Annotated in this window: 22 protein-coding genes; 10 read left to right on the top strand and 12 right to left on the bottom strand. The window is 71.8% G+C overall.

Annotated elements, in window-relative coordinates; genetic code table 11:
• Nucleotides 1-30 precede the first annotated feature (30 nt).
• Genes WFJ17_RS05455 through WFJ17_RS05475 form a run of 5 tightly spaced genes read right to left on the bottom strand, consistent with a single transcriptional unit; the run spans nt 31 to nt 5,923 of the window.
• Nucleotides 31-1,452, bottom strand: coding sequence for a DUF1116 domain-containing protein (locus tag WFJ17_RS05455; RefSeq protein ID WP_336647875.1), 1,422 nt, complete (start codon nt 1,450-1,452; stop codon nt 31-33).
• Nucleotides 1,452-2,999: an acyl-CoA synthetase FdrA gene (gene fdrA, locus WFJ17_RS05460; protein WP_336647876.1), complete on the bottom strand. Its 1,548-nt coding sequence runs from the start codon at nt 2,997-2,999 to the stop codon at nt 1,452-1,454. The genes WFJ17_RS05455 and fdrA overlap by 1 nt, the downstream gene beginning before the upstream one ends.
• A 19-nt stretch (nt 3,000-3,018) precedes the next feature.
• Nucleotides 3,019-3,627 carry an ankyrin repeat domain-containing protein gene (locus tag WFJ17_RS05465; RefSeq protein WP_251444934.1) on the bottom strand — a complete coding sequence of 203 codons (609 nt, stop codon included), beginning with the start codon at nt 3,625-3,627 and terminating at the stop codon, nt 3,019-3,021.
• Nucleotides 3,624-4,931 (bottom strand): cytosine permease, encoded by a 1,308-nt coding sequence (locus WFJ17_RS05470; RefSeq protein ID WP_336647877.1) that lies wholly within the window; start codon nt 4,929-4,931, stop codon nt 3,624-3,626. The genes WFJ17_RS05465 and WFJ17_RS05470 overlap by 4 nt, the downstream gene beginning before the upstream one ends.
• The gene (locus WFJ17_RS05475; RefSeq protein WP_336647878.1) at nt 4,931-5,923 is read right to left on the bottom strand and encodes a DUF2877 domain-containing protein; all 993 of its coding nucleotides are present in this window, start codon (nt 5,921-5,923) and stop codon (nt 4,931-4,933) included. The genes WFJ17_RS05470 and WFJ17_RS05475 overlap by 1 nt, the downstream gene beginning before the upstream one ends.
• A gap of 152 nt (nt 5,924-6,075) precedes the next feature.
• On the opposite strand from WFJ17_RS05475, the gene WFJ17_RS05480 reads away from it, so the two are divergent.
• From WFJ17_RS05480 to WFJ17_RS05490, 3 genes are all read left to right on the top strand, one after another.
• On the top strand, nt 6,076-7,020 hold the full coding sequence (locus WFJ17_RS05480; RefSeq protein ID WP_251444926.1) for a carbamate kinase: 945 nt from the start codon (nt 6,076-6,078) through the stop codon (nt 7,018-7,020).
• Between the two features lie 62 nt (nt 7,021-7,082).
• On the top strand, nt 7,083-7,739 hold the full coding sequence (locus WFJ17_RS05485; RefSeq protein ID WP_251444923.1) for a GntR family transcriptional regulator: 657 nt from the start codon (nt 7,083-7,085) through the stop codon (nt 7,737-7,739).
• 97 nt (nt 7,740-7,836) lie between these two features.
• Nucleotides 7,837-9,057, top strand: coding sequence for a pyridoxal phosphate-dependent aminotransferase (locus WFJ17_RS05490; protein ID WP_251444920.1), 1,221 nt, complete (start codon nt 7,837-7,839; stop codon nt 9,055-9,057).
• A 12-nt stretch (nt 9,058-9,069) separates the two neighbouring features.
• Here WFJ17_RS05490 and WFJ17_RS05495 read toward each other — a convergent pair whose 3' ends face one another.
• Nucleotides 9,070-10,317: an AAA family ATPase gene (locus WFJ17_RS05495; RefSeq protein ID WP_336647879.1), complete on the bottom strand. Its 1,248-nt coding sequence runs from the start codon at nt 10,315-10,317 to the stop codon at nt 9,070-9,072.
• Nucleotides 10,314-10,931, bottom strand: a complete 618-nt coding sequence (locus tag WFJ17_RS05500; protein ID WP_251444913.1) for an SAF domain-containing protein — start codon at nt 10,929-10,931, stop codon at nt 10,314-10,316. Before WFJ17_RS05500 ends, WFJ17_RS05495 begins: the two co-directional genes overlap by 4 nt.
• Nucleotides 10,932-11,028: 97 nt before the next feature.
• Between WFJ17_RS05500 and WFJ17_RS05505 the strand changes: the two genes are divergently transcribed.
• Nucleotides 11,029-11,307, top strand: a complete 279-nt coding sequence (locus tag WFJ17_RS05505; protein WP_251444910.1) for a helix-turn-helix domain-containing protein — start codon at nt 11,029-11,031, stop codon at nt 11,305-11,307.
• Nucleotides 11,308-11,322: 15 nt separating this feature from the next.
• On the opposite strand, the gene WFJ17_RS05510 is transcribed toward WFJ17_RS05505, so the two are convergent.
• A complete protein-coding gene (locus tag WFJ17_RS05510) occupies nt 11,323-11,916 on the bottom strand; it encodes a hypothetical protein (RefSeq protein WP_336647880.1) in 594 nt (197 codons plus the stop codon).
• Nucleotides 11,917-12,048: 132 nt separating this feature from the next.
• Between WFJ17_RS05510 and WFJ17_RS05515 the strand changes: the two genes are divergently transcribed.
• Nucleotides 12,049-12,435: an Rv3235 family protein gene (locus tag WFJ17_RS05515; protein ID WP_251444902.1), complete on the top strand. Its 387-nt coding sequence runs from the start codon at nt 12,049-12,051 to the stop codon at nt 12,433-12,435.
• Nucleotides 12,436-12,499: 64 nt separating this feature from the next.
• Nucleotides 12,500-13,984 (top strand): sensor histidine kinase, encoded by a 1,485-nt coding sequence (locus WFJ17_RS05520; RefSeq protein ID WP_251444899.1) that lies wholly within the window; start codon nt 12,500-12,502, stop codon nt 13,982-13,984.
• A 94-nt stretch (nt 13,985-14,078) separates the two neighbouring features.
• On the opposite strand, the gene WFJ17_RS05525 is transcribed toward WFJ17_RS05520, so the two are convergent.
• Complete coding sequence (locus WFJ17_RS05525) at nt 14,079-14,327, bottom strand: WhiB family transcriptional regulator (protein ID WP_045249333.1); 249 nt, start codon at nt 14,325-14,327, stop codon at nt 14,079-14,081.
• Between the two features lie 251 nt (nt 14,328-14,578).
• On the opposite strand from WFJ17_RS05525, the gene WFJ17_RS05530 reads away from it, so the two are divergent.
• Complete coding sequence (locus tag WFJ17_RS05530) at nt 14,579-14,983, top strand: hypothetical protein (RefSeq protein WP_251444896.1); 405 nt, start codon at nt 14,579-14,581, stop codon at nt 14,981-14,983.
• Nucleotides 14,984-14,992: 9 nt separating this feature from the next.
• On the opposite strand, the gene bcp is transcribed toward WFJ17_RS05530, so the two are convergent.
• The 3 genes from bcp to aroA all read right to left on the bottom strand — a co-directional run bounded on the left by bcp (nt 14,993) and on the right by aroA (nt 18,034).
• A complete protein-coding gene (bcp, locus tag WFJ17_RS05535; protein WP_251444893.1) occupies nt 14,993-15,469 on the bottom strand; it encodes a thioredoxin-dependent thiol peroxidase in 477 nt (158 codons plus the stop codon).
• 163 nt (nt 15,470-15,632) lie between these two features.
• Nucleotides 15,633-16,700, bottom strand: a complete 1,068-nt coding sequence (rsgA, locus tag WFJ17_RS05540; protein ID WP_336647882.1) for a ribosome small subunit-dependent GTPase A — start codon at nt 16,698-16,700, stop codon at nt 15,633-15,635.
• Nucleotides 16,697-18,034, bottom strand: a complete 1,338-nt coding sequence (aroA, locus tag WFJ17_RS05545; RefSeq protein WP_336647883.1) for a 3-phosphoshikimate 1-carboxyvinyltransferase — start codon at nt 18,032-18,034, stop codon at nt 16,697-16,699. The genes rsgA and aroA overlap by 4 nt, the downstream gene beginning before the upstream one ends.
• A gap of 63 nt (nt 18,035-18,097) precedes the next feature.
• On the opposite strand from aroA, the gene WFJ17_RS05550 reads away from it, so the two are divergent.
• Genes WFJ17_RS05550 through WFJ17_RS05560 form a run of 3 tightly spaced genes read left to right on the top strand, consistent with a single transcriptional unit; the run spans nt 18,098 to nt 20,381 of the window.
• Nucleotides 18,098-18,772 carry a sigma-70 family RNA polymerase sigma factor gene (locus WFJ17_RS05550; protein WP_442927965.1) on the top strand — a complete coding sequence of 225 codons (675 nt, stop codon included), beginning with the start codon at nt 18,098-18,100 and terminating at the stop codon, nt 18,770-18,772.
• On the top strand, nt 18,769-19,014 hold the full coding sequence (rsrA, locus tag WFJ17_RS05555; protein WP_336647884.1) for a mycothiol system anti-sigma-R factor: 246 nt from the start codon (nt 18,769-18,771) through the stop codon (nt 19,012-19,014). The genes WFJ17_RS05550 and rsrA overlap by 4 nt, the downstream gene beginning before the upstream one ends.
• 59 nt (nt 19,015-19,073) lie before the next feature.
• Nucleotides 19,074-20,381, top strand: coding sequence for a GNAT family N-acetyltransferase (locus WFJ17_RS05560; RefSeq protein ID WP_336647885.1), 1,308 nt, complete (start codon nt 19,074-19,076; stop codon nt 20,379-20,381).
• Nucleotides 20,382-20,395: the final 14 nt, after the last annotated feature.

Below are 20,395 nucleotides of genomic sequence, written 5' to 3' on the forward strand. Positions count from 1 at the left end.
CGTTGGGGTTCCGGCCTCTTCGTTCCGGGGTCAGACGATGCGGTCGGCGAGCGCGACGAGCGCCTGCTGGAACGCCTCGACGGGCGGGTGGGTGATGCCGGCGCCGATCATGCCGATGCCCGGATCCTTGTGCGCGATCGCGGTGTTGATGATCGGCAGGATCCCGGTCTCCATCACCTTGCGCACGTCGATGCCGGTGGGCACGCCCATGAAGTCGAGTGCGGGGATGGTGATGTTCGGGTTGTTCCCGGTCGTGATGTCGTTCATCGTGCGCGAGTAGCCCATGGCCTCGTCGACGGTGCCGCCGACGAGGGCGACGATCGCGGGGGCGGCGGCCATCGCGAACCCGCCGATGCCGAAGGTCTCGGTGATCGCGGAGTCGCCCATGTCGAGCCCGGAGTCGGCGGGCGTGTACCCGGCGAACATCGGACCGACGACCTGCTGGGCGGGGCCGGTGAACCACTGTCCGCCGGTGCCCGAGACGCGGATGCCGAAGTCGACGCCGTTGCGCGCCATCGTGGTCACGACCGTGGAGTCCTCGATCCCGTTCACCGCGTCGAGCGACGCCTTCGCCGTGACCATCCAGGTCGGTCCGGAGAAGTAGTCCGACGAGGCGACGAAGTCGAAGACCTCGCGCTTCTCCCGGGTGGTGAAGTCGGTCTCCAGGATGTAGGGCGCCAGCGCCTGGATGAGCAGCGTCGTGCCGGCCACGTTGCGGTTGTGCGCCTCGTCGCCCATGTGCAGCGCCTGGGAGAGCATCAGCCGCAGATCGATGCCGTCCTGGTTCAGCGTCATGGCGCCCGACAGCACGGGGCCGAACACGTCGCGCATCCAGTTCAGGCGGTCGATCACCGACTGGTCGTTGGCGCCGAAGCGGAGGATCTTCGACAGCTGCTCGGACAGGTTGGTGAAGGCGAGGTTGCCGTGCGTGCGGTTGCGCACCTGGTGCACCCACATGCTCGCACTCGTGACGCCGGCCATCGAGCCGACCGACTGGTGCTCGTGGCAGGGCGAGAACGTGATCTCGCCGGAGGCGGCGAGCTCGAACGCCTCGTCGAGATCCGCGGCGAGCCCCTCGAAGACGAGCGCTCCGGTGACGGCGCCCTTCATCGGCCCCGACATGCGCGGGAACTCGATCGGGGGGCCCGCGTGCAGGATCGTCTTCGCGGTCATCCCGGGAACGACGTCGATCGCCTGTCCGAAGCCCTCCAGGAAGGGCTGGGCGGCGAGGATGCGGCTCAGCGCCTCCTGGTTGGCGGCATCGATCCTCGCCGCGACGGCCGGGTCCTCGAGCCGGCTGAGCGCGGCGATGACCTCGGGGTCGCCGCCGCCCGGGGGAGTCCAGTCCATGAGCACCGGGCTGACGCCCTGCGCCGCGAGGTCCTCGGCGAACATGTCGAGGCCGAGGTTGACCGGCTTCAGTGCGGATCCGAACAGGTCGTTGACGCTCATCAGTGGTCAACCTTCGCGACGAATTCGCGGGCCAGCAGCCCGAGGTTGGTGGAGGAGGAGGCGATCGTGACGCCGGCCGCCTGGAGCTTCGCGATCTGGTCGGCGATCGCCGGGGTGTCCCGGTCGGTGCCGAGCACGTAGCCGAGGATCTCGAGGTGCTGTCCGCGCGCGGCGGCCTTCGCCTTCGCCTCCTGGATGGCCGGGATCGTGACGCCCACGGGATCCTCATGCGCGCCGAAGCCGAGGATGAAGTCCATCGCGATCACGCCCACGGTGGGGTCGTCGGCCTCCTGGACGAGGCGCTGCAGCCGCAGCGTCGGGTCGATCATCGGGTGCGGGCGCCCGTTGGTGAAATCGTCGTCGCCCATGTCGAGGTAGGTGTGGGCACGGGAGGCGTCCGTCGCGCCGATCACGCGGGCCGGATCCTTCTGGATGTTGGAGTACACGTCGTCGTAGGTCGCAAGGGCCGCGAACATCGCCTCGTCGCACAGCGTGCCGCCGCAGAACAGTCCGCGCACGTAGGTCTGCTCCGGTGCGAGCTTGGCGCGCACCTCCGCGATGAGGGCGAGGTTGAGCGGATGGGTGTCGAGCGTGGACTCGTCGACGCCACTCGCGACGACGGCCGCGATCGCGGTCGGCTTGGTGCCGGCGACGAGCGTCACGTTGTCGTAGCCGCTGGAGGTGCGGGTGGACCCGAGGAAGGTCACCACGACGGGCTTGGACGCGGCGCCGGCGGCGGCGAGCACCTTGTCCGCGACCTCTTCGGCCGGGGGCTTGGAGACGACGACGATCACCGCGGTCTCCGGATCCGCGTCGAGGGCGGCGATGCCGTCGATCATGGAGATGCCGCCGATCTCGGTGCTGAGGTCGCGTCCGCCCGTGCCGATCAGCTGCGAGACGCCGCCGCCGAAGTCGTGGATCCGCACGCTCAGCTCCTGGCTGCCGGTGCCGGAGGCGCCCACGATGCCGATGGATCCGCGGCGCACGGCGTTCGCGAAGGCGAGGCCGGTGCCGTTGATGATCGCGGTGCCGCAGTCGGGGCCCATGACCAGCAGCCCCTTCTCGTGCGCGAGGGTCTTGAGGGCCCGCTCGTCGTCCACCGACACGTTGTCGGAGAAGATCATCACGTGCTTCCCGGCGTTCAGCGCCTTGCGCGCCTCGCGGGCGGCGAAGGCGCCGTTCACCGAGATGAGCACGAGGTTGCTGTCGGGGACCTCGGCGAACGCGCCGTCGAGGGTGCGGTAGCGCACTTCGGCCGTGCCGGCGGCGCTCTTGTCCTTGCGCGCGAGGATGTCGTCGACCGCCTGGATCGCCGCCGCGATGGTGTCGTCCGAGGCGTCGACGACGATCATGAGGTCGCTCGGACGGGCCTCGTCGATCGCCGGATCCTGGACGCCGACGTTGCGCAGCACTTCCTTGTTCATCGGTGTGGCCATGCCGAGCAGCGCCTGGGTCACGCCGTCGACGGCGTTCGCCTTGGTGCTCATGGACATGAGCGAGACCGAGTCGAGGTAGGTGTTCTTCCTGATTTCGATGTGTCTGGTCATCGTGTTCCTTTCGGGGGTCTCAGGCGCGGGGACGCTCGAGGATCGCGACGATCTCGTCGTATCCGCGTTCGCGGGCCAGGTCGGCGGGAGAGACGCCCCACGGATCGGGCATCCCGGGCTTGGCGCCGTGCGCGAGCAGCAGCTCGACGATCTGCTGGCGCACGGATCCGCCGTCGCCGAGGATGATCGTCTCGATCAGGGCCGTCCAGCCCAGGTTGTTGGTGAGGTTGACGTTGATGCGGGTGTTCTCGAGCAGAAAGCGGACCACCTCGAGATGGCCCTTCTCCGCCGAGGGGGTGAGCCCGTTCCCGCCCATCCGGGTCAGCCGCTTGAGGTCGGCGCCCGCTTCGGCCATGGTCCGCACGAGCTCGAGGTCGTCGTTGATGCATCCGTACAGGAACGGGTTGGAGCAGGTCTGATCCTGCGCATCGATGTCGACTCCCTCTGCGATGAGAGCGCGCACGACGGCCAGGTGACCGCCGCGTGCCGCGTGCAGGATGGCCGAGGCCTCCTCGCGGTCCTGCGCGTCCTTGTCCGCGCCGTCGGCGAGGGCGGCGCGGACGCCGTCCAGGTCGCCGGACGCCGCTGCCGCGAGGTAGCGCTCATCGGCGCCGATCGAAGCGGTCATCGGTTCGTCTCCTTTGCGAGAGGGGCCTGCGAGCGGGGGATCTGCTCGAGGGCGAGATAGGCGAGGCAGCCCACGACCAGACCGACGACGGCGTCGCTCAGCACAGGCGCGAAGAAGTGCGAGAGCAGCGCCGCGCCGGCACCGATGGCCCAGGCCAGCAGCGCGGTGAGGCGGAACCGCTGCGGCGCGCGACCCGCGTTGCGCTTCGCGAGGATGATCTGATCGGCGATGAGCACGGCGCCCAGCGGAGGCACCAGCACGCCCAGCAGGACGAGCCAGTTCACGAAGTAGTGCCACGCGCCGAGCACGGCGACGAGAGTGCCGATGACCCCGAGGATCAGCGTCAGCACCCGCATCTTCGAACGCGTCAGATGCGACCAGCCCAGGGCGCCGTTGTAGAGGCAGTGCGTGCAGACGGATCCGAGGTTGATCACGACGAACAGGAGCAGGAACACATCGAGCAGCGGGTTGCGGGTGCTCGTGAGGATCGGTGCGAAGTTGCCGCCGTTGACGGCGGGCTCGGCGATCGCGCCGGCGGCGACGAACAGTGCACCGCTGAGCTGCGCGACCAGGCTCGCCACGGGGAACGCGGTGACCGTGGCGATCACGGCCTCCTTGCCGTTGCGCGCCCAGCGCGTGAAGTCGGCGGTCATCGTGCCGGAGTCGGCGAAGGTGGCCATGATCGCGGTGACCGCGACGCCGAACGACATCGACCCGCCGCCGACGCCGTGGTAGCCGAACACGGCCGAGAAGTCGTGGTTCTGCGCCGCGATGGTGATCGCGATGATGACGGCCGCGATGAACAGCGGCGCGGCGATGGATCCGAGCACGGACAGGGCACGGATGCCGAGGTAGGTCACCGCGATGAAGACGAGGCCGGCGAGCCCCGCGATCAGGGTCTCGTTCCAGCCGAACGCGGTGCTCAGGCTGTCTCCGGTGGCGCCGGTATTGAAGGCGAACCATCCCACGACGACGGTGGACAGGAACCCGGAGGCGATCGCATAGCCGGCGGTGCCGAAGGTCTCCGTCGCCTGCAGCGAGAAGCTCTTGCCGGTGCGGCCGGCACGCCAGCTGAGCAGGCTCACGTAGACGAACATGATCGCGTTCGCGGTGAGGATCGCGCCGACGCCCGGCCAGAATCCCAGCATCGCGACGACGAGACCGCCGGGGACGGCGTTCGTGAGGATCATGGGGAAGCCGAACCACACGGCCGAGACCGTGAAGAGCGACTTCCGGTGACTCTGCGGCACGGGTTCGTGCTCGAACTCCGAGGTGCTGCTCTCCGCGGGTGCTGTCTTGGTCATCACACGTGCTCCTTGGGGACGTTCCCGGACGCCGGCGTCGCGGGGAGGGGTGCGGTGCGCAGGGCCGCCTCGGTGCGCAGAGCCAGGCGAACGCCCGTGAGCATGTCCGACCCGGAGGTGTGTCCGATCGCCGCGACGTGCGCGGCGGCGCTGCCGAGGCGCACGGCGTCGTCGTCGCGCAGCGCCTGGACGAGGGCGTGCAGTCGCTGCGGGGCGCGGGCGCGCAGGGCGTGCCGGATGGTCGCCGTGCTCAGCGGCGTCGTCCGCGCAGCGCCCGCACGGTCGACGGCGGCGGCGAGGGAGGCCCGGGCGGCGTGCAGTCGCATCCCGCGCTGAGCGCTCAGGAACGCGACGCCCGTGAGGACGTCGTCCCCGGACGGCGTGAGGCCTTCGCCGAGGCCGAGGAGAGGGATCGCCGCCTGCGTGATCCCGGAGGGATCGCCGTGCCGCAGGGCCGTCTCGAGGGCGTCGGCGTGCTCGGCCAGCAGCGGGGCCGCGATCCGGCCGAACGCGGTCAGCGCAGAGGGCGCCGGGGTGCGGCCGATGATCTCGTCCGCGCGTCGCAGCTGCGCGGGCGACAGGCTGCAGAGGCAGACGTCGTCGGGGCGCCAGGGGTGGGCGGGAGCGGTGAGGACCGCGATCGGACCGAGCGCCGTCTCGATCCGCAGTCCGTCGGATCCGATCCACACCTCGTCCCCGGGCTGCACCGGCAGCGTCGTCCAGTCGTGGACGGGGACCCGCACCGTGGCCGGCGCGTCGTCGAGCTCGGGGGAGACGAGCGCCACGAGCTCATCGGCGATGTGCAGGTTCACGGCTCGGCGGTGCACGGAGTGCACCCGGTGGAGCGGAGCGGACGCCGCCTGCGGCACCGGGCGGACGCGGGTGAGCACCGAACGGAGCGATGCTCCGTCCTCGCCGCTCGGGAGCGTGTCCTCGAGTGCAGCGTCCCAGCTGAGCGCGCGCACGGCGACGGGGGTGGCGACGGGGGGCATCGTGTTCTCTCCGGGATCTCCGCGGGCCGTGGTCCACGGCGTCGGAGGATGGTCACATGTTCTCTCTCGTGTATACCATTGTTTGAAATGGAGTACCATTCCTGAATCACCTACCGGTCGCGTCCGCGGCCTCAGCATGAGGGAGAAACCAGATGCGTGTCGTAGTCGCACTCGGGGGCAACGCCCTCGCCCGTCGGGGCGAGCCGATGACGGCCGAATACCTGCGCGCCAACGTGAAGGCGGCGTGCGAGGCGCTGGCGCCCTTCGCCCGTGACAACGAGGTCGTCATCACGCACGGCAACGGACCGCAGGTCGGCCTGCTCGCGCTGCAGAACCTCGCCTATCAGGACGTCGCCGCCTATCCGCTGGACATCCTCGGGGCCGAGACCCAGGGCATGATCGGGTACGTCGTGCAGCAGGAGCTCTCCAACGCGCTCGCCGGCGAGCGCGAGGTCGCCGGCATCATCACGACGACCGTCGTCGACGAGAGCGACCCCGCCTTCGTGCGACCCACGAAGCTGATCGGCCCGCAGTACTCCGCGCACGACGCCGCCGAGGCCGCCGCGGAGTACCGCTGGACGATCGCCAAGGACGGGAACGCCTTCCGTCGGGTCGTGCCCTCGCCTCAGCCGCTCTCGATCGTGCAGGCTCCGCTGATCCGCCGCCTGCTCGAAGCCGGCAGCCTCGCGGTCTGCGTCGGCGGCGGAGGGGTGCCCGTGCGCATCGACTCCCGGGGGCGCCACATCGGCGTGCAGGCGGTCGTGGACAAGGACCTGGCCAGCGCCGCGCTCGCCGAGGACATCCAGGCCGACACCCTGATCATGCTGACCGACGGGGACTACGTCAGCGAGAACTGGGGCACGCCGGAGCAGCGCGACATCCACACCGCGTCGGCGGACGCCGTGGCGGCGATGGCCTTCGCCGAAGGGTCGATGCAGCCGAAGATCGACGCCGCGATCCGTGTCGCGCGGGCCGGCGGCCGCGCGCTCATCGGACCCCTCGACCGACTGGACGACCTTCTCGCCCGCACGATCGGCACCGAGATCGTGCCCTCGCTCAAGGAGGGGATCCGCTGGGTCGAGTCCCCGGCGGGCTGACCGGCGCGCCGTCGCCGCACCATGGTCGCGGAGGGCGCGACTCTCGATGGAAGAATAGGCCCGTGACCAGCACGGAAGAACGTCAGCTCGAATCCACGAGGATCGCGGTGTGGCTGCGCGACGCGATCCTCGACGGGGTGCGGGCCCCCGGCAGCCGATTGATCGAGCGCGACCTCGCGACCGAGTTCGGCGTGAGCCGGGTGCCGGTGCGCGATGCGCTCAAGGTGCTCGTGGCGGAGGGACTCGTCGAACTGCGTCCGCACACCTGGGCGGTGGTGCGCGAGTTCACGGACGCGGATCTCGCCGATCTCGACGAGGTGCGCGCCGTGCTCGAGCCCCTGGCGTTCCGGCTGGCCGCCGAACGGTACCGGCGGGACGGGCTGGCGCGCCTGCAGCAGTCGATCGAGACCGAGCAGAGCGGTGCGCGCGTCGGCGACGGGATCGGATCCCGTCGGGCCGCGGCCGACTTCCACGAGATCGTCACGGACCTCGCGGAGAACCAGCTGCTGAGCGACATGATGAAGGGCATCCGCAGCCGGTTGCGCTGGGCGCTCTCGCAGCACGACGATCTGCAGCACTTCAGCGAGGAGCACGGCGAGCTCTTCGAGGCGATCAAGGCGCGCGACGGCGAGCGCGCGGCGGCCCTCGCCGCCGCCCACGTGGAGAGCAGCCGACGGGCACGCATCGCTCATGTCGAAGCGCGCCGCGCCAGGGCGTGAAGGCCGGTCGCTCCGGCGCGGTCCAATCGACGGTGCGTGGCCCTTTCGGCGCCCCGGTGTGCACGGCAGGGCATCGATCGGCGGATAGGCTTTCGAGATGCCACGTACCTTCGACCAGTCGTCCAAGCTGAAGAACGTCCTCTACGAGATCCGCGGCAACGCGCTGGTCGAGGCGGCGCGGCTGGAGGCGGCAGGTCACTCGGTGCTCAAGCTGAACACGGGCAACCCCGCCATCTTCGGCTTCGAGGCTCCCCAGCAGATCGTGCGCGACATGCTCGCGACGCTGCCCGGCGCCCACGGCTACAGCGAGAGCAAGGGCATCGTCTCGGCCCGCCGGGCGGTGGTCAGCCGCTACGAGCAGGTCGAGGGATTCCCGCTCGTCGATCCCGAGGACGTCTACCTCGGCAACGGCGTCTCGGAACTCATCACCATGACCATGCAGGCGCTGCTGGACGAGGGCGACGAGGTGCTCATCCCCGCCCCGGACTATCCGCTGTGGACCGCGATGACCAGCCTCGCCGGCGGCACCCCGGTGCACTACCTCTGCGACGAGGAGAACGGGTGGAACCCGGATCTGGAGGATCTGCGTTCCAAGGTGACCCCGCGCACCAAGGCCATCGTCATCATCAACCCGAACAACCCCACGGGCGCCGTGTACTCGCGCGAGGTGCTCCAGGGCATCGTGCAGGTGGCGCGCGAGAACGACCTGCTGCTGCTCTCGGATGAGATCTACGACCGGATCCTCTTCGACGACGCGCAGCACATCCCCACCGCGACCCTTGCCCCCGACCTGCTCTGCCTGACCTTCAACGGGCTCTCCAAGACCTACCGCGTGGCCGGCTACCGCTCGGGCTGGCTCGTCATCACCGGCCCGCAGCAGCATGCGAAGGGGTTCATCGAGGGCATCACGCTGCTCGCCTCGACCCGGCTCTGCCCGAATGTGCCGGCGCAGCACGCGGTGCAGGCGGCGCTCGGCGGGGTGCAGTCGATCGAGTCGCTGATCGCCCCCAGCGGCCGGCTGCATCTGCAGCGCGATGCCGCCTGGGAAGGGCTGTCCGCCATCCCCGGAGTGAGCTGCGTGCGGCCCGCCGGCGCGCTGTACGCGTTCCCCCGCCTCGACCCCGAGGTGCACGAGATCCACGACGACGCGAAGCTCATCTACGACCTGCTCGTCGCGGAGCGGATCCTGCTCGTGCAGGGCACCGGGTTCAACTGGCCGACGCCGGACCATCTGCGCGTCGTCACGCTGCCGGAGCCCCGGGTGATCACCGAGGCGATCGAGCGTCTGGGCAACTTCCTCGCGAGCTATCGGCAGTGATCCCGTTGCGGATCACGCAGTGGCGGCCCCGCGGCGTCGCGCTCTGCGCGTCACGGCGGGGGGCTGCTCGTCGCGCAGCAGCGCCGCCGCCAGCGATCGCATCGAGACCGTGAAGGCCGCCCGCCCCGACACATCGGCGACGGGGCGGGCGTGCAGCGCGGCCGCGTCGAGAGCGCGCGGGTCGAAGGGCAGGAAGTGCACGTCGCGGATCCCGGAGAACCGGTCCAGCGCCCGCCGGATCTGACCGCGCGCATCGATGCCGAGCGGGCCGGGGCGCACCTTGTTGACGGCGACCGTGACCGGCGCCTCGCCGATCTCGGCCCGCAGCTCGGCGTAGCCGCGGACGAAGCGGGCGATGCCGAGCGGGTCGGCCGAGGCGACGGCGACGATGCGGTCGGCGCAGCGCAGCGCCGTCAGCGTCGCGGTGTTGCGTCGCAGACCCTCGAGGTCGCTGACGATCTCCTCGTCGGCCTCGAGCGAGGCGGCGACGTCGACCACGGTGACCGCGCTCCACTGCCGGCACGCCTCGAGAGCGCCGTGCAGCCGGGGTGCGGTGAGCTCGGGCCAGCGCGCGGGACGGTTGATCCCGACCAGCACGTCGACGGCGCCTGCCGCGGTCTCGACCGGAGTCGCGAGGCGGCTGAGCTCCGCCGCGTCGAGGAGCCCGAGCTCTGCGCGACGGCAGGCCGCGGCGATCCCCGGGCCGTCGTCGGTGAGACCCAGCAGAAGGGCGATCGCGGGCGCGTGCGTGTCGGCGTCGACGAGGGAGACACCGCGGTCGGGCGCCGCGAGGAGCGCCGCCAGCTGCACGGCCACCGTGCTGCGTCCCGGCGCGCCGTGCGGGCCCCAGACGGCGATGAGACGGCTCGCGGGCGGATCCGCGGCATCCGCCGCATCCCGGAGGGAGCCGCCGTCGTCGCGCGGCAGCAGCGCATCGGCGACATCCCAGCCGCTCGCGGAGGCGGGCAGCGGTGCGCCGAGGCCGTGCCGTCGGGCGATCCGTGCGGCGGTCGGGCCGTCGCCGAGCGTCAGGATCCGCACACCCGCGCGATCGCAGGCGTCGCGCAGCGCTCCGCTGAGCCAGGCGCGGTCCGCGGGGATCAGCAGCGCGTCCGCGGCGCGCAGCTCCTCCGCGTGCGGCGCGAGTCCGGCCGCCCGCTCGGGCGTGAGCCGCGAGACCACCTCGATGCCTGCGAGCTCCAGCTCGTCGGCGAGCGCATCGGCTCTCTCGCGGGCGACCGCCAGCACCACCGCGGTCACGAGCGGGCTCCGACCGGGACCACCGAGAGCGAGGCTCCGCCGGTGAGCGCGGTGAGGACCTCGCCGACCGTGCTCCGGCTGACGACGAGCTCGAGCGTGGTCGCATTCGCCGAGAGCGGCCCGTCGTCGCGGCCGACGGAGGCGACGACGGCGTCGGAGAGCAGCACGCGGGGCTCCGCGAAGCCCTTCCCGTCGTCTCGCGGGTCGGCTGCCCACACCTCCACGACCGTGCCGGTCTCGACGGACGCCGGGACCGGCACGGTGCTGCGCACGACCACCGACGTCGTGCGCCCCTGATCCGCGTCGGCCGCGGCGGAGGACGGCACGAGCTCGCCCTCGGCGATCGTGCGGGTCGCGATGAGACCCGGTTGGAGCGTGGCCGGCGTGAGATAGCCGGTCCGCGCGGTCCCCAGCATCACCTCGACCACGCGCACGTCGGCGGAGGTGAGCGGCTCGCCGGGCACGATCGTGCGCGCCGCCTGCAGGACAGGGCTGGTCTGCCGCGCCGCGCCGACGGCCAGCCACACCCCGGCGACGGAGAGCACGATCAGCAGGAGGCCGATGAAGAATCGCAGATCGGTCCAAGGGCGTCGGCCTGTTCGTGGGGTGCGCATGGGGACATGGTCACAGATTCCGGATCCGCGCCGGAGAAGTTGTCCACAGCCCCGGGTGGTGCATCATCCACGGGCGTGCGCGGAGCACAATGGGTGCATGCCCGACGCATCCGCTGCTGCACCGCGCCATCTCGCTCCCGCCCAGGTCGCCGAGCTGCTCGGCGTGCAGGCGGACGAGGTCGTCGAGCTGATCCTGCAGGGGCGGCTCCGCGGTGCCAGGCTCGGCGACCCCGGCGCCTGGAGGGTCGAGGAGGACTCGATCTCCGACTACCTCGCGGAGCAGGCCGAGGACGCCCGGCGCCGGGCGCTGTGGCGGCAGGCGAACGCGGCGAGCTTCCCCGAGCTGTGGGGTCCGCCGCTCCGCCGGGGGGAGTAGCCCGGGGCGTCGTGCTCAGGCCGGCCCGCTCGCCGGTGCGTCGGCGCCGATCATGAGCACGGACGCGAACGGCACCATGCGGAAACCCGTGACCGCGCGTGCCCGGCGAGGGGCGCCGGCGTCGTGCAGCGCCAGGTCGAGGTGGTCGGCTCCCGCCCGGTCGATCGTCCCCGTCAGCAGCGTCCCGGAGCGTGTGCGCAGGGTGACGCCGCCGCGGCGTCGGGCGAGGTCGCGCACGACGAAGCCGAAGGTCATGCGCTCCCGGAGCGGGGAGAGCGGCGCGGCGCCGACGCTGGACAGGAGCGCCCCGTGATCGAGCGACCACAGTTCCACGGCGTGCGCGGGCAGCAGGGCCAGCCCGGCCCCTTCCTGCGGCTGCACGGCGATCCAGTCCGCACCGACCGCGCGCAGCCGTCCGTGCACGCGCGTCGCATCGGCGAGCACCGCGGTCACCGTGGTCCCCTCGTCGGCGAGCGCCCCGAGCCGGGTGCGCAGATCGAGCCGCGCGATCCGCAGCCGCTCCGCCTCGGCGTCGAGCGCCGCGCGCTCGGCCTCCCACCCCGAGGCGATCTGATCCTCGAGATCCTCGAAGAGCCGATCCCATTCCATAGCGACGAGCGTAGGCGGCTGCCGCGCGCCGCGTACGGGTTATCCACATTCCTCGCCGGCCGTCGCCCGAGCCGTGCGCCGATGTGCTCGAATGCCAGACACGCCATGTTCGAGTGCCGAGGGGGGACGCCGATGGTGACGTTCGAGGACTTCGCGCGGCAGCCGACGCCGACCGCGGACCTGCCGGATCCGACCCCGCTGCTGCAGAGCCTGACGCGCGGCGTGCTCGAGGTCCTCGCGGGTGTGCGGGAGACCGACCAGCTCGCGCGCTGGCTCACGGAGGAGGCCTTCGTGGCGTTGACGGCGCGAGCGAACCTCTCCGCCCGGGCGCGCAGTGCGCGCGGCGTCGCTCCGGCTCGTCCCGTCTTCCGGATCCTCTCCACGCACGTGTCCGAGCCCGCCGACGGCGTCGTCGAGGCGACGCTGATCGTGCAGACGCCGGGGCGCACGCGCGCGGTGGCCGTGCGCCTGGAGGGGCTGGACCGGCGCTGGCGGGCCACGTCGCTGGCGATCCTCTGACCGCCCTCCGCGCGCGGGGCGTCGCGCGGAGGGAGCGCGTTCGTCCACACCTTAGGCTGTCAGGGTGTCGACTCTCAGTGATCTCGCCCAGGCCCAGGGCTGCCTCGACGACGAAGACGTCGAGTGGCTGCATCGTCTCGCCGGCGACGGACAGCTGCTGGCCGACCTCGCCTCCGCCGACATCGTGATCTGGATCGCGACGGCCGAGGGCTCCTTCATCGCCGTCGCGCACACGCGCCCGAGCGGCGCGGCGACGCTGTTCTACCGGGACATCGTGGGGGAGCGGGTGCGGCCGCAGTGGCGCACCCAGGTGCAGGGCGCCTTCGACACCGCGGAGATCGTCGACTCCGCCAACCCGGACTGGTTCGAGGAGACGCCGACCCGGGTGCGCGCCGTGCCGATCGTGCGCGTCCGCGGCAGGGACGGCGAGGGGGCGCGGCCGATCGGCGTGCTCACCCGGCACACGAACCTCGGCGAGGCGCGCACGCCCTCCCGTCAGCAGATCACCTTCAACGAGGCCGCCGACGACCTGTTCGGCATGATCTCGGTGGGCGAGTTCCCCGACCTCTCCGCGCCGACCTCACCGCGCCGCGGCGCCCCGAGAGCGTCGGACGGTCTCATCCGCATCGACGTGGACGGCGTCGTGACCTTCGCGAGCCCGAACGCCCTGAGCGCGTTCAACCGGATGGGCTTCGACGAGGAGCTCGAGGGGGAGTCGCTCGTCGAGGTCACGACGCGGATCATCCCGCCGTCCCGTCAGGTCGACGAGTCCCTGCCCGTGGTGGTGACGGGACGCGCGCCGTGGCGCACCGACGTGGAGGCGCGGGGGGTCACCGTGTCCCTGCGGGCGATCCCGCTCAAGGACCACGGCACGCGGATCGGCGCGATCGTGCTCTGCCGCGACGTGTCGGAGCTGCGCCACCAGGAGCAGGAGCTCATCACGAAGGACGCGACGATCCGCGAGATCCACCATCGCGTCAAGAACAACCTGCAGACCGTCGCGTCGCTGCTGCGGATCCAGGCCCGGCGCACCCACTCGGAGGAGGCGCGGGACGCGCTCACCCAGGCCATGCGCCGGGTGGAGTCGATCGCGGTCGTCCACGACACGCTCGCCGGGGGGCTGGCGCAGAAGGTCGACTTCGACGAGGTCTTCGCGCGCGTGCTCAAGCTCGTGGCCGAGGTGGCGTCGGCGCCCAACACGCGGGCGCGCACCCAGTCGACCGGGCGCTTCGGCGTGTTGCCGAGCGAGTACGCGACGCCGCTCGCGCTCGCCCTCACCGAGGTCGTCACGAATGCGGTCGAGCACGGGCTGGCCGGTCAGGAGGGCCTCGTCACGATCGAGGCGCAGCGCACCGACGAGAACCTGAGGGTGATCGTCCGCGACACCGGGCACGGCCTGCCGGAGGGTCGGATCGGTCAGGGGCTCGGCACGCAGATCATCCGCACGCTGATCCAGGGCGAGCTCGGCGGCACGATCGTGTGGGAGGGCTCCGACGGCGAGGGCACGACCGTGACGATCGACATCCCGATGCGCTGGGTGAACGGCTGAGTCGAGACGGGGCTCACGGGCGCAGCGGGCCCGCGACGGCGGAACGAGCCGAGGCCCTCGGCTGCCCTGTGGCTCGGTCCGCGGGCGCGGCGGATCAGCCGGCGCGGCGGGCGCGGGCGGCGCGGCGCTTGAGAGCGCGGCGCTCGTCCTCGCTGAGTCCTCCCCAGACGCCCGAGTCCTGGCTGGACTCGAGGGCGTACTGCAGGCAGACCTCGGTGACGGTGCACCGGGCGCACACGGCCTTCGCCTTCTCGATCTGATCGACGGCCGGACCGGTGTTCCCGACGGGGAAGAACAGCTCGGGGTCGACGGTGAGACAGGCGGCCTTGTCGCGCCAATCCATGGGGGCTCCTCAGTGTGGAAATGTCGTGGGTGCGCGAGGTTCGCGTGCCCGGAATTCGTAGGCGGCGTTCGGGGGCCGACGCCCATTGGTGATGCGAGCAGTTGCTCGCCCCACGCCGCTGTGGGAGCACATGGCTGTGATCTATTCTCTTACATGAAAGGCGAACGATCAAGGTTTTTCTGGACCGGGTGTGAACGGCAGGGGAACCGCGAGCGAACCGCTGTCGCCCCCGATGATCCCCAGGAGTCCGTATGCGCCCGTCGAGACTGACCATCGCCGCCGCGACTCTGCTCGCCCTGGAGGCGCTCGCCCTGCTCGTCGTCACGCTCGTCGAGGTGTTCGGCCTGAGCTCCGGCACTGCGACCTCGCTGCCGTCGGCGCTCGGTCTCATCGGGCTCAGCGCGGTCGGGGCCGTCGGGCTGGGCGCGCTCGCCTACGGCGTGCTGCGGGAGCGCTCCTTCGGGCGCAGCGGGGGCATGGTGGTGCAGATCCTCGCGATCGCGGTCGCGCTCAGCGCCGTGGGCATCCGGCCGTTCCCGACGACGTTCGTGCTGGCCCTGCTGATCCCCGCCGCGCTCGGCGTCGTGATGCTGTTCCTGCTGACGCGCCGCGCCGGGGCCGAGGCCCGCGGGCATGGCGACGCCGCGCAGGACTGAGCGGCGCGGTCAGGCGGCGAGCCCGACCAGCTTGCGGATCCGGGCCACGTGGCCCGTGGCCTTGACGTTGTACAGCGCGTGCTCGACGACCCCGTCCTCGTCGATGACGAAGGTCGAGCGGATGACGCCCTGGACGACCTTGCCGTAGTTCTTCTTCTCGCCCCACACCCCGTAGGCGCGGTGCACGGCGAGGTCGGCGTCGCTGAGCAGGGGGAAGGACAGCCCGTCGCGCTCGGCGAACTTCTTCAGCTTCGCGACCTCGTCGCGGGAGACGCCGAGGACGGCGTACCCCGCGCTCTGCAGCGACGACAGGCTGTCGCGGAAGTCGCAGGCCTCGGTCGTGCAGCCCGGCGTCATCGCCGCCGGGTAGAAGTACAGGATCACCTTCCTGCCGCGCAGGTCGTGCAGGGAGACGGACGCGCCGTCCTGATCCTGCAGGGTGAAGTCGGGGGCGGTGTTTCCGGGTTCGAGGCGCTGCTCAGTCACCCGTCCAGGCTACCCGGATCCACCAACCGCGAGACCGAACCTGCGTCGCGAGACCGAGGCGGAATCACGCGGTCTCGCGACGCAGGTTCGGTCTCGCGGTCAGTTGTCGGGTCGACGGGGCACGGGACACAGGGCACGGGGCCCGGGCGCCGGGCGTCGGCCGTCAGAGCTTGTCGGCGAAGGTCGCGAGCAGCCGCTGCAGCGACTCCAGCCGCGCCAGCCCCGCGTCCCCGAGGGCGCCGTCGGCGGCCGCCTCGTTCAGCGCGCAGTCCTCGGCGTCCGCACGGTGCGTGCAGCCGCGCGGGCAGTTCTCGGCGATCATCGCGAGCTCGGTGAACGCCGCCAGGATGTTCTGCGGATCCACGTGACCGAGCCCGAACGACCGCACGCCGGGGGTGTCGATGACCCAGCCCGAGCCGAGGGGCGTGCCGGGGCTGAGCTCCGGGGCGATGTAGCGCAGCGACACCGTCGAGGAGGAGGTGTGCCTGCCTCGCCCGGTCACCTCGTTCACGGGGCCCGTCGCACGCCCGGCGCCCGGGACGAGGGCGTTGACGAGCGTGGACTTGCCGACTCCGGAGTGCCCGACGAACACCGTGGAGTGCCCGATGAGCGCCGCCCCGATCTCGTCGACGGGCATCTCGCCCTGAGCGCTCGTGAAGACCTGCAGATCGAGGCCGTCGAAGTGCTTCAGGAACTCGGAAGGATCGGCCAGGTCCGTCTTGGTGACGACGAGCAGCGGGCGGATCCCGGCGTCGAGCGCCGCGACGAGGTAGCGGTCCACGAGCCGCTCACGCGGCTCAGGATCCGCCGCGGCGACCACGATGAGCATCTGGTCAGCGTTCGCGACGATGACGCGCTCCACCTGATCGGTGTCGTCCGCGCTGCGACGCAGCAGCGAGGAGCGGTCGAGTATTCCGACGATCCTGCCGAGCGTGCCCTCCTCGCCGGTGAGGTCTCCGACCACGCGCGCGGCGTCGCCCGTGACGATCGGGGTGCGGCGCAGCTCGCGCGCGCGTGCCGCGGTGATGGTGCGCTCGTCGTCGGTCCCCTCGCCGAGGAGCACGGCGTAGCGTCCGCGGTCCACGCCCAGCACGCGTCCGACCTCGGCGTCCGCGTGCGCGGGACGGCGCTTGGTGCGCGGCCGGTTGGCCTTCGGATTCGGACGCGTCCGGATCTGCGACTCGTCGAAGTCGTCGAGCTCGTCGTCGCCGTCGTCGTCCAGCCAGCTCACGCGGTCTCGCTCCTCGTCGCGGGAGCGGCCAGCAGGCGGGTCCACAGCTGGGTGAACTCGGGCAGGGTCTTCGCGGTGGTGCCGATCTCGTCGATCTCGACGCCGGGCACGCGCAGGCCGATGAGCGCTCCGGTCGTCGCCATGCGGTGGTCGTGATGGGCCGGCCAGGTGCCGCCGCGGAGGGCGCGGGGAAGGATCCGGATGCCGTCCTCGAGCTCCTCCGCCTCGCCGCCCAGGGCGCGCAGGTTGCCGGCGAGCGCGGCGATCCGGTCGGTCTCGTGCAGCCGGATGTGCCCGATCCCGGTGATCGTGGTCGGCCCGTCGGCCAGGGCGGCCAGCCCGACGAAGGTGGGGGCGAGCTCGCCTGCCTCGGACAGGTCGAACTCGCCACCGCGGATCGCGCCGGTGCCGCGCACCGTGAGCACGTCGCCCGCGCGGTGGATCTCGGCACCGAGGGGGGTGAGCAGCTCCGGCAGCAGTGCCCCGGGCTGCGTGGACCGGGCGGGCCAGCCCGAGATCGAGACCTCGCCGCCGAGGACGAGAGCCGCGGCCAGGAAGGGGGCCGCGTTGGAGAGATCGGGCTCGATCGCGATCTCGCGGGCGCGCGGCACGCCGGCCTCGACCATCCATTCGCCCGGGGCCGGCCGGGAGACCTTGATGCCGCGTCGGGTCAGCGTCTCGACCGTCATGTCGATGTGCGGCATGCTGGGCAGCCGGGCGCCGGTGTGCACCAGGTGCAGGCCCACGTCGAAGCGGGGCGCGGCGAGCAGCAGGCCCGAGACGAACTGGCTGGACGCGGAGGCGTCGATCTCCACGCGGCCCCCGCGGATGTGGCCCCGCCCGCGGATCGTGAACGGCAGCGACCAGCTGCCGTGGTCCTCGACGTCGACACCGAGGTCGCGCAGTGCGTGGATCATCGCACCCATCGGACGGTGCAGCGCGGTCTCGTGCGCGGTGATCAGCACGTCGCCGTCCGCGAGCCCGGCGAGCGGGGCGATGAAGCGCATGACGGTGCCGGCCTGGCCGCAGTCGATCGTCGCGCCGCCGCGCAGACGCGCGGGGGAGATCCTCAGGTCGGGCCCGAACCCGCCCGATCCCGGCTGCTCCTCGACGCCGACCCCGAGGCCGCGCAGGGCGTCGATCATGCGTGCGGAGTCGTCGGAGTGCAGGGGAGCGGTGACGAGCCCCGGGCCGTCGGCGATCGCCGCCAGGACGAGCTCCCTGTTCGTGAGCGACTTGGATCCCGGCACGTGCAGCCGGGCGTCCACGGCGCCGGTGGCCTGGGGCGCGATCCAGCGGCCGCGGGGTGCGGGGGAATACGTCGAAGCGCTCATCGGTTCCTACCCTACTGAAGGGCTCCGATCGGAGGCCGCGGGAAGACGGAGAAGGACGGGTTCATGCTGGCGACGCTCGAGCGGGTGCCCCGGGAGGTCTTCGGCCTAGACTGGCTGGCGATGAACGATCAGGCACCGCTGGACGCGCAGCCGGACGCGGAGTCTTCCGCGCGCCGGGAATTCGAGGAGCAGGCGATCCCCTTCATGGATCAGCTCTACGCCGCCGCCATGCGCATGACGCGCAATCCGGCCGATGCCGCGGACCTCGTGCAGGAGACCTTCGTGAAGGCGTTCGCCTCGTGGTCGAGCTTCACTCAGGGCACCAACCTGAAGGCGTGGCTCTACCGGATCCTGACGAACACCTATATCAACATCTATCGCAAACGGCAGCGCGAGCCCTATCAGGGCACGATCGACGAGCTCGAGGACTGGCAGCTCGGCGGCGCCGAGTCGACCACGGCCTCGCACAGCCGCTCGGCCGAGGCCGAGGCGATCGACCGCATGCCCGCGTCCGTGGTCAAGGAGGCGCTGCAGGCGGTCCCGGAGGACTTCCGGCTGGCGGTGTACCTCGCGGACGTCGAGGGCTTCGCCTACCAGGAGATCGCCGACATCATGAAGACCCCCATCGGCACCGTCATGAGCCGCCTGCACCGCGGGCGACGCATGCTGCGGGAGCTGCTGGCGGACTACGCCGCGGAGCGAGGCATCGCCGCGGCCGGCACGAGGAGCACGAAATGACGGACTGCGGATGCGCCAAGGCGCGGCAGGAACTGGAGGAGTACCTCCGCAACGAGATGTGCAAGACGGAGCATTCCGACATCCGCGAGCATCTCGACAACTGCCCGTCCTGCGCCGAGGAGGCGCTGGTCGCCACCACGCTGACCGAGGTCGTGTCGCGAGCGTGCAAGGAGACCGCGCCCGAGGAGCTGCGCGATCAGGTGCTCGCCCGCCTGCGGGCCGTGCAGGCCGCCGCGCACTGACGCATCCCACCGCGCCGGGAGGCCGGCGCCGCGTCGTCGGCCGTGGTTAGGCTGAGGTCATGGCAGACCTCGACGCCCGTGACATCCCCGTCGACCCGCTCTCGCGGGAGCGGCTGAGCGCGTCCCAGCTCGACTACCGCGTGGTCGATGTGGCGGATCCGGCGCAGCTGCGCGGGTTCGCCCGTGCCGACGCGAGGGGCTTCCTGGACAAGGAGCCCGACGACGACGCGATCCGCCTGATGGGCGAGATGATGGCGCGCCGGCGCAACATCGGCGTCTACGCCCCGGGGATCGAGCTCCCGGTCGCGACCGTCGACTCCTGGGTGACGCCCATGACGGTGCCGGGCGCTCCCGGCGCGCACGTGGACATGTGGGCGATCAGCATCGTCACGGTCGCGGCCACCCACCGTCGGCGCGGCATCGCGCGCAACCTCCTGGAGGGCGAGCTGCGCGCCGCGGCCGCCGCGGGCGTTCCCATCGCGGGGCTCACGGCCACCGAGGCGACGATCTACGGGCGCTACGGCTTCGGCCCCGCGATCCCGGTCGCGCACCTGCGCGTCGACGCCCGGCGCGCCGGCGGCATCCGGCTGCCGGTGACAGACGCACTCCCGACGGTCGAGTACCTCGAGCCGGAGGCCCTCAGGACGGCCCTCGACGAGGTGCACGAGCGCGCCCGTCTCAGCCGGGCCGGCGATGTCCCGGGGTGGCCGCTGCGCTGGCTGCGCATGGCGGGGCTCACGCCGGGGGACGAGCGGTCCCGGGCAGTCCGCGGAGTGAGGGCCGTCGACGCCGACGGGGTGACCCGGGGTGTGCTGGCCTACACGCTCGACATGCTCCCCGACGAGTTCGGCGCCGATCTCGCGATCCGCCACCTCGACGCAGAGACCCCGGAGGCGCTGCGCGCCCTCTGGGCCTTCGCGCTGAACCACGATCTGATCCGCACGGTGCACGCCGACCTGCGTCCGCTGGACGATCCGCTGCCCTGGCTCGTCGCCGACCAGCGCGCCGTGCAGACGACCGTCCACGACCACGGCTGGCTCCGGATCCTGGACGTCCCCGCGGCGCTCGCCGCGCGCGCCTACCGCACCCCGGTCGATCTCGTGCTGCGGGTGACGGATCCGCTCGGGCTCGCCGAGGGATCCTGGCGGCTGCGGGTCGATGCGGAGGGCGACGCGGTCGTGGAGGCGACGTGGGACGCCCCGGACGTGGAGCTGGGGGTCGACGCGCTGTCGTCGCTGTACCTGGGCGGCGTGAGCGCGATCGCGCTGTGGGCCGCCGGGCGGATCTCCGCATCGGCGGAGGCGGCGGCGTCGATCCAGGACGCGTTCGGCACGGCCGCGGCGCCTGCGCTCACCATCTGGTACTGAATGTCCGGCCCCCT

This window comes from Microbacterium sp. MMO-10, from assembly GCF_037148715.1.
Classification (GTDB): domain Bacteria; phylum Actinomycetota; class Actinomycetes; order Actinomycetales; family Microbacteriaceae; genus Microbacterium.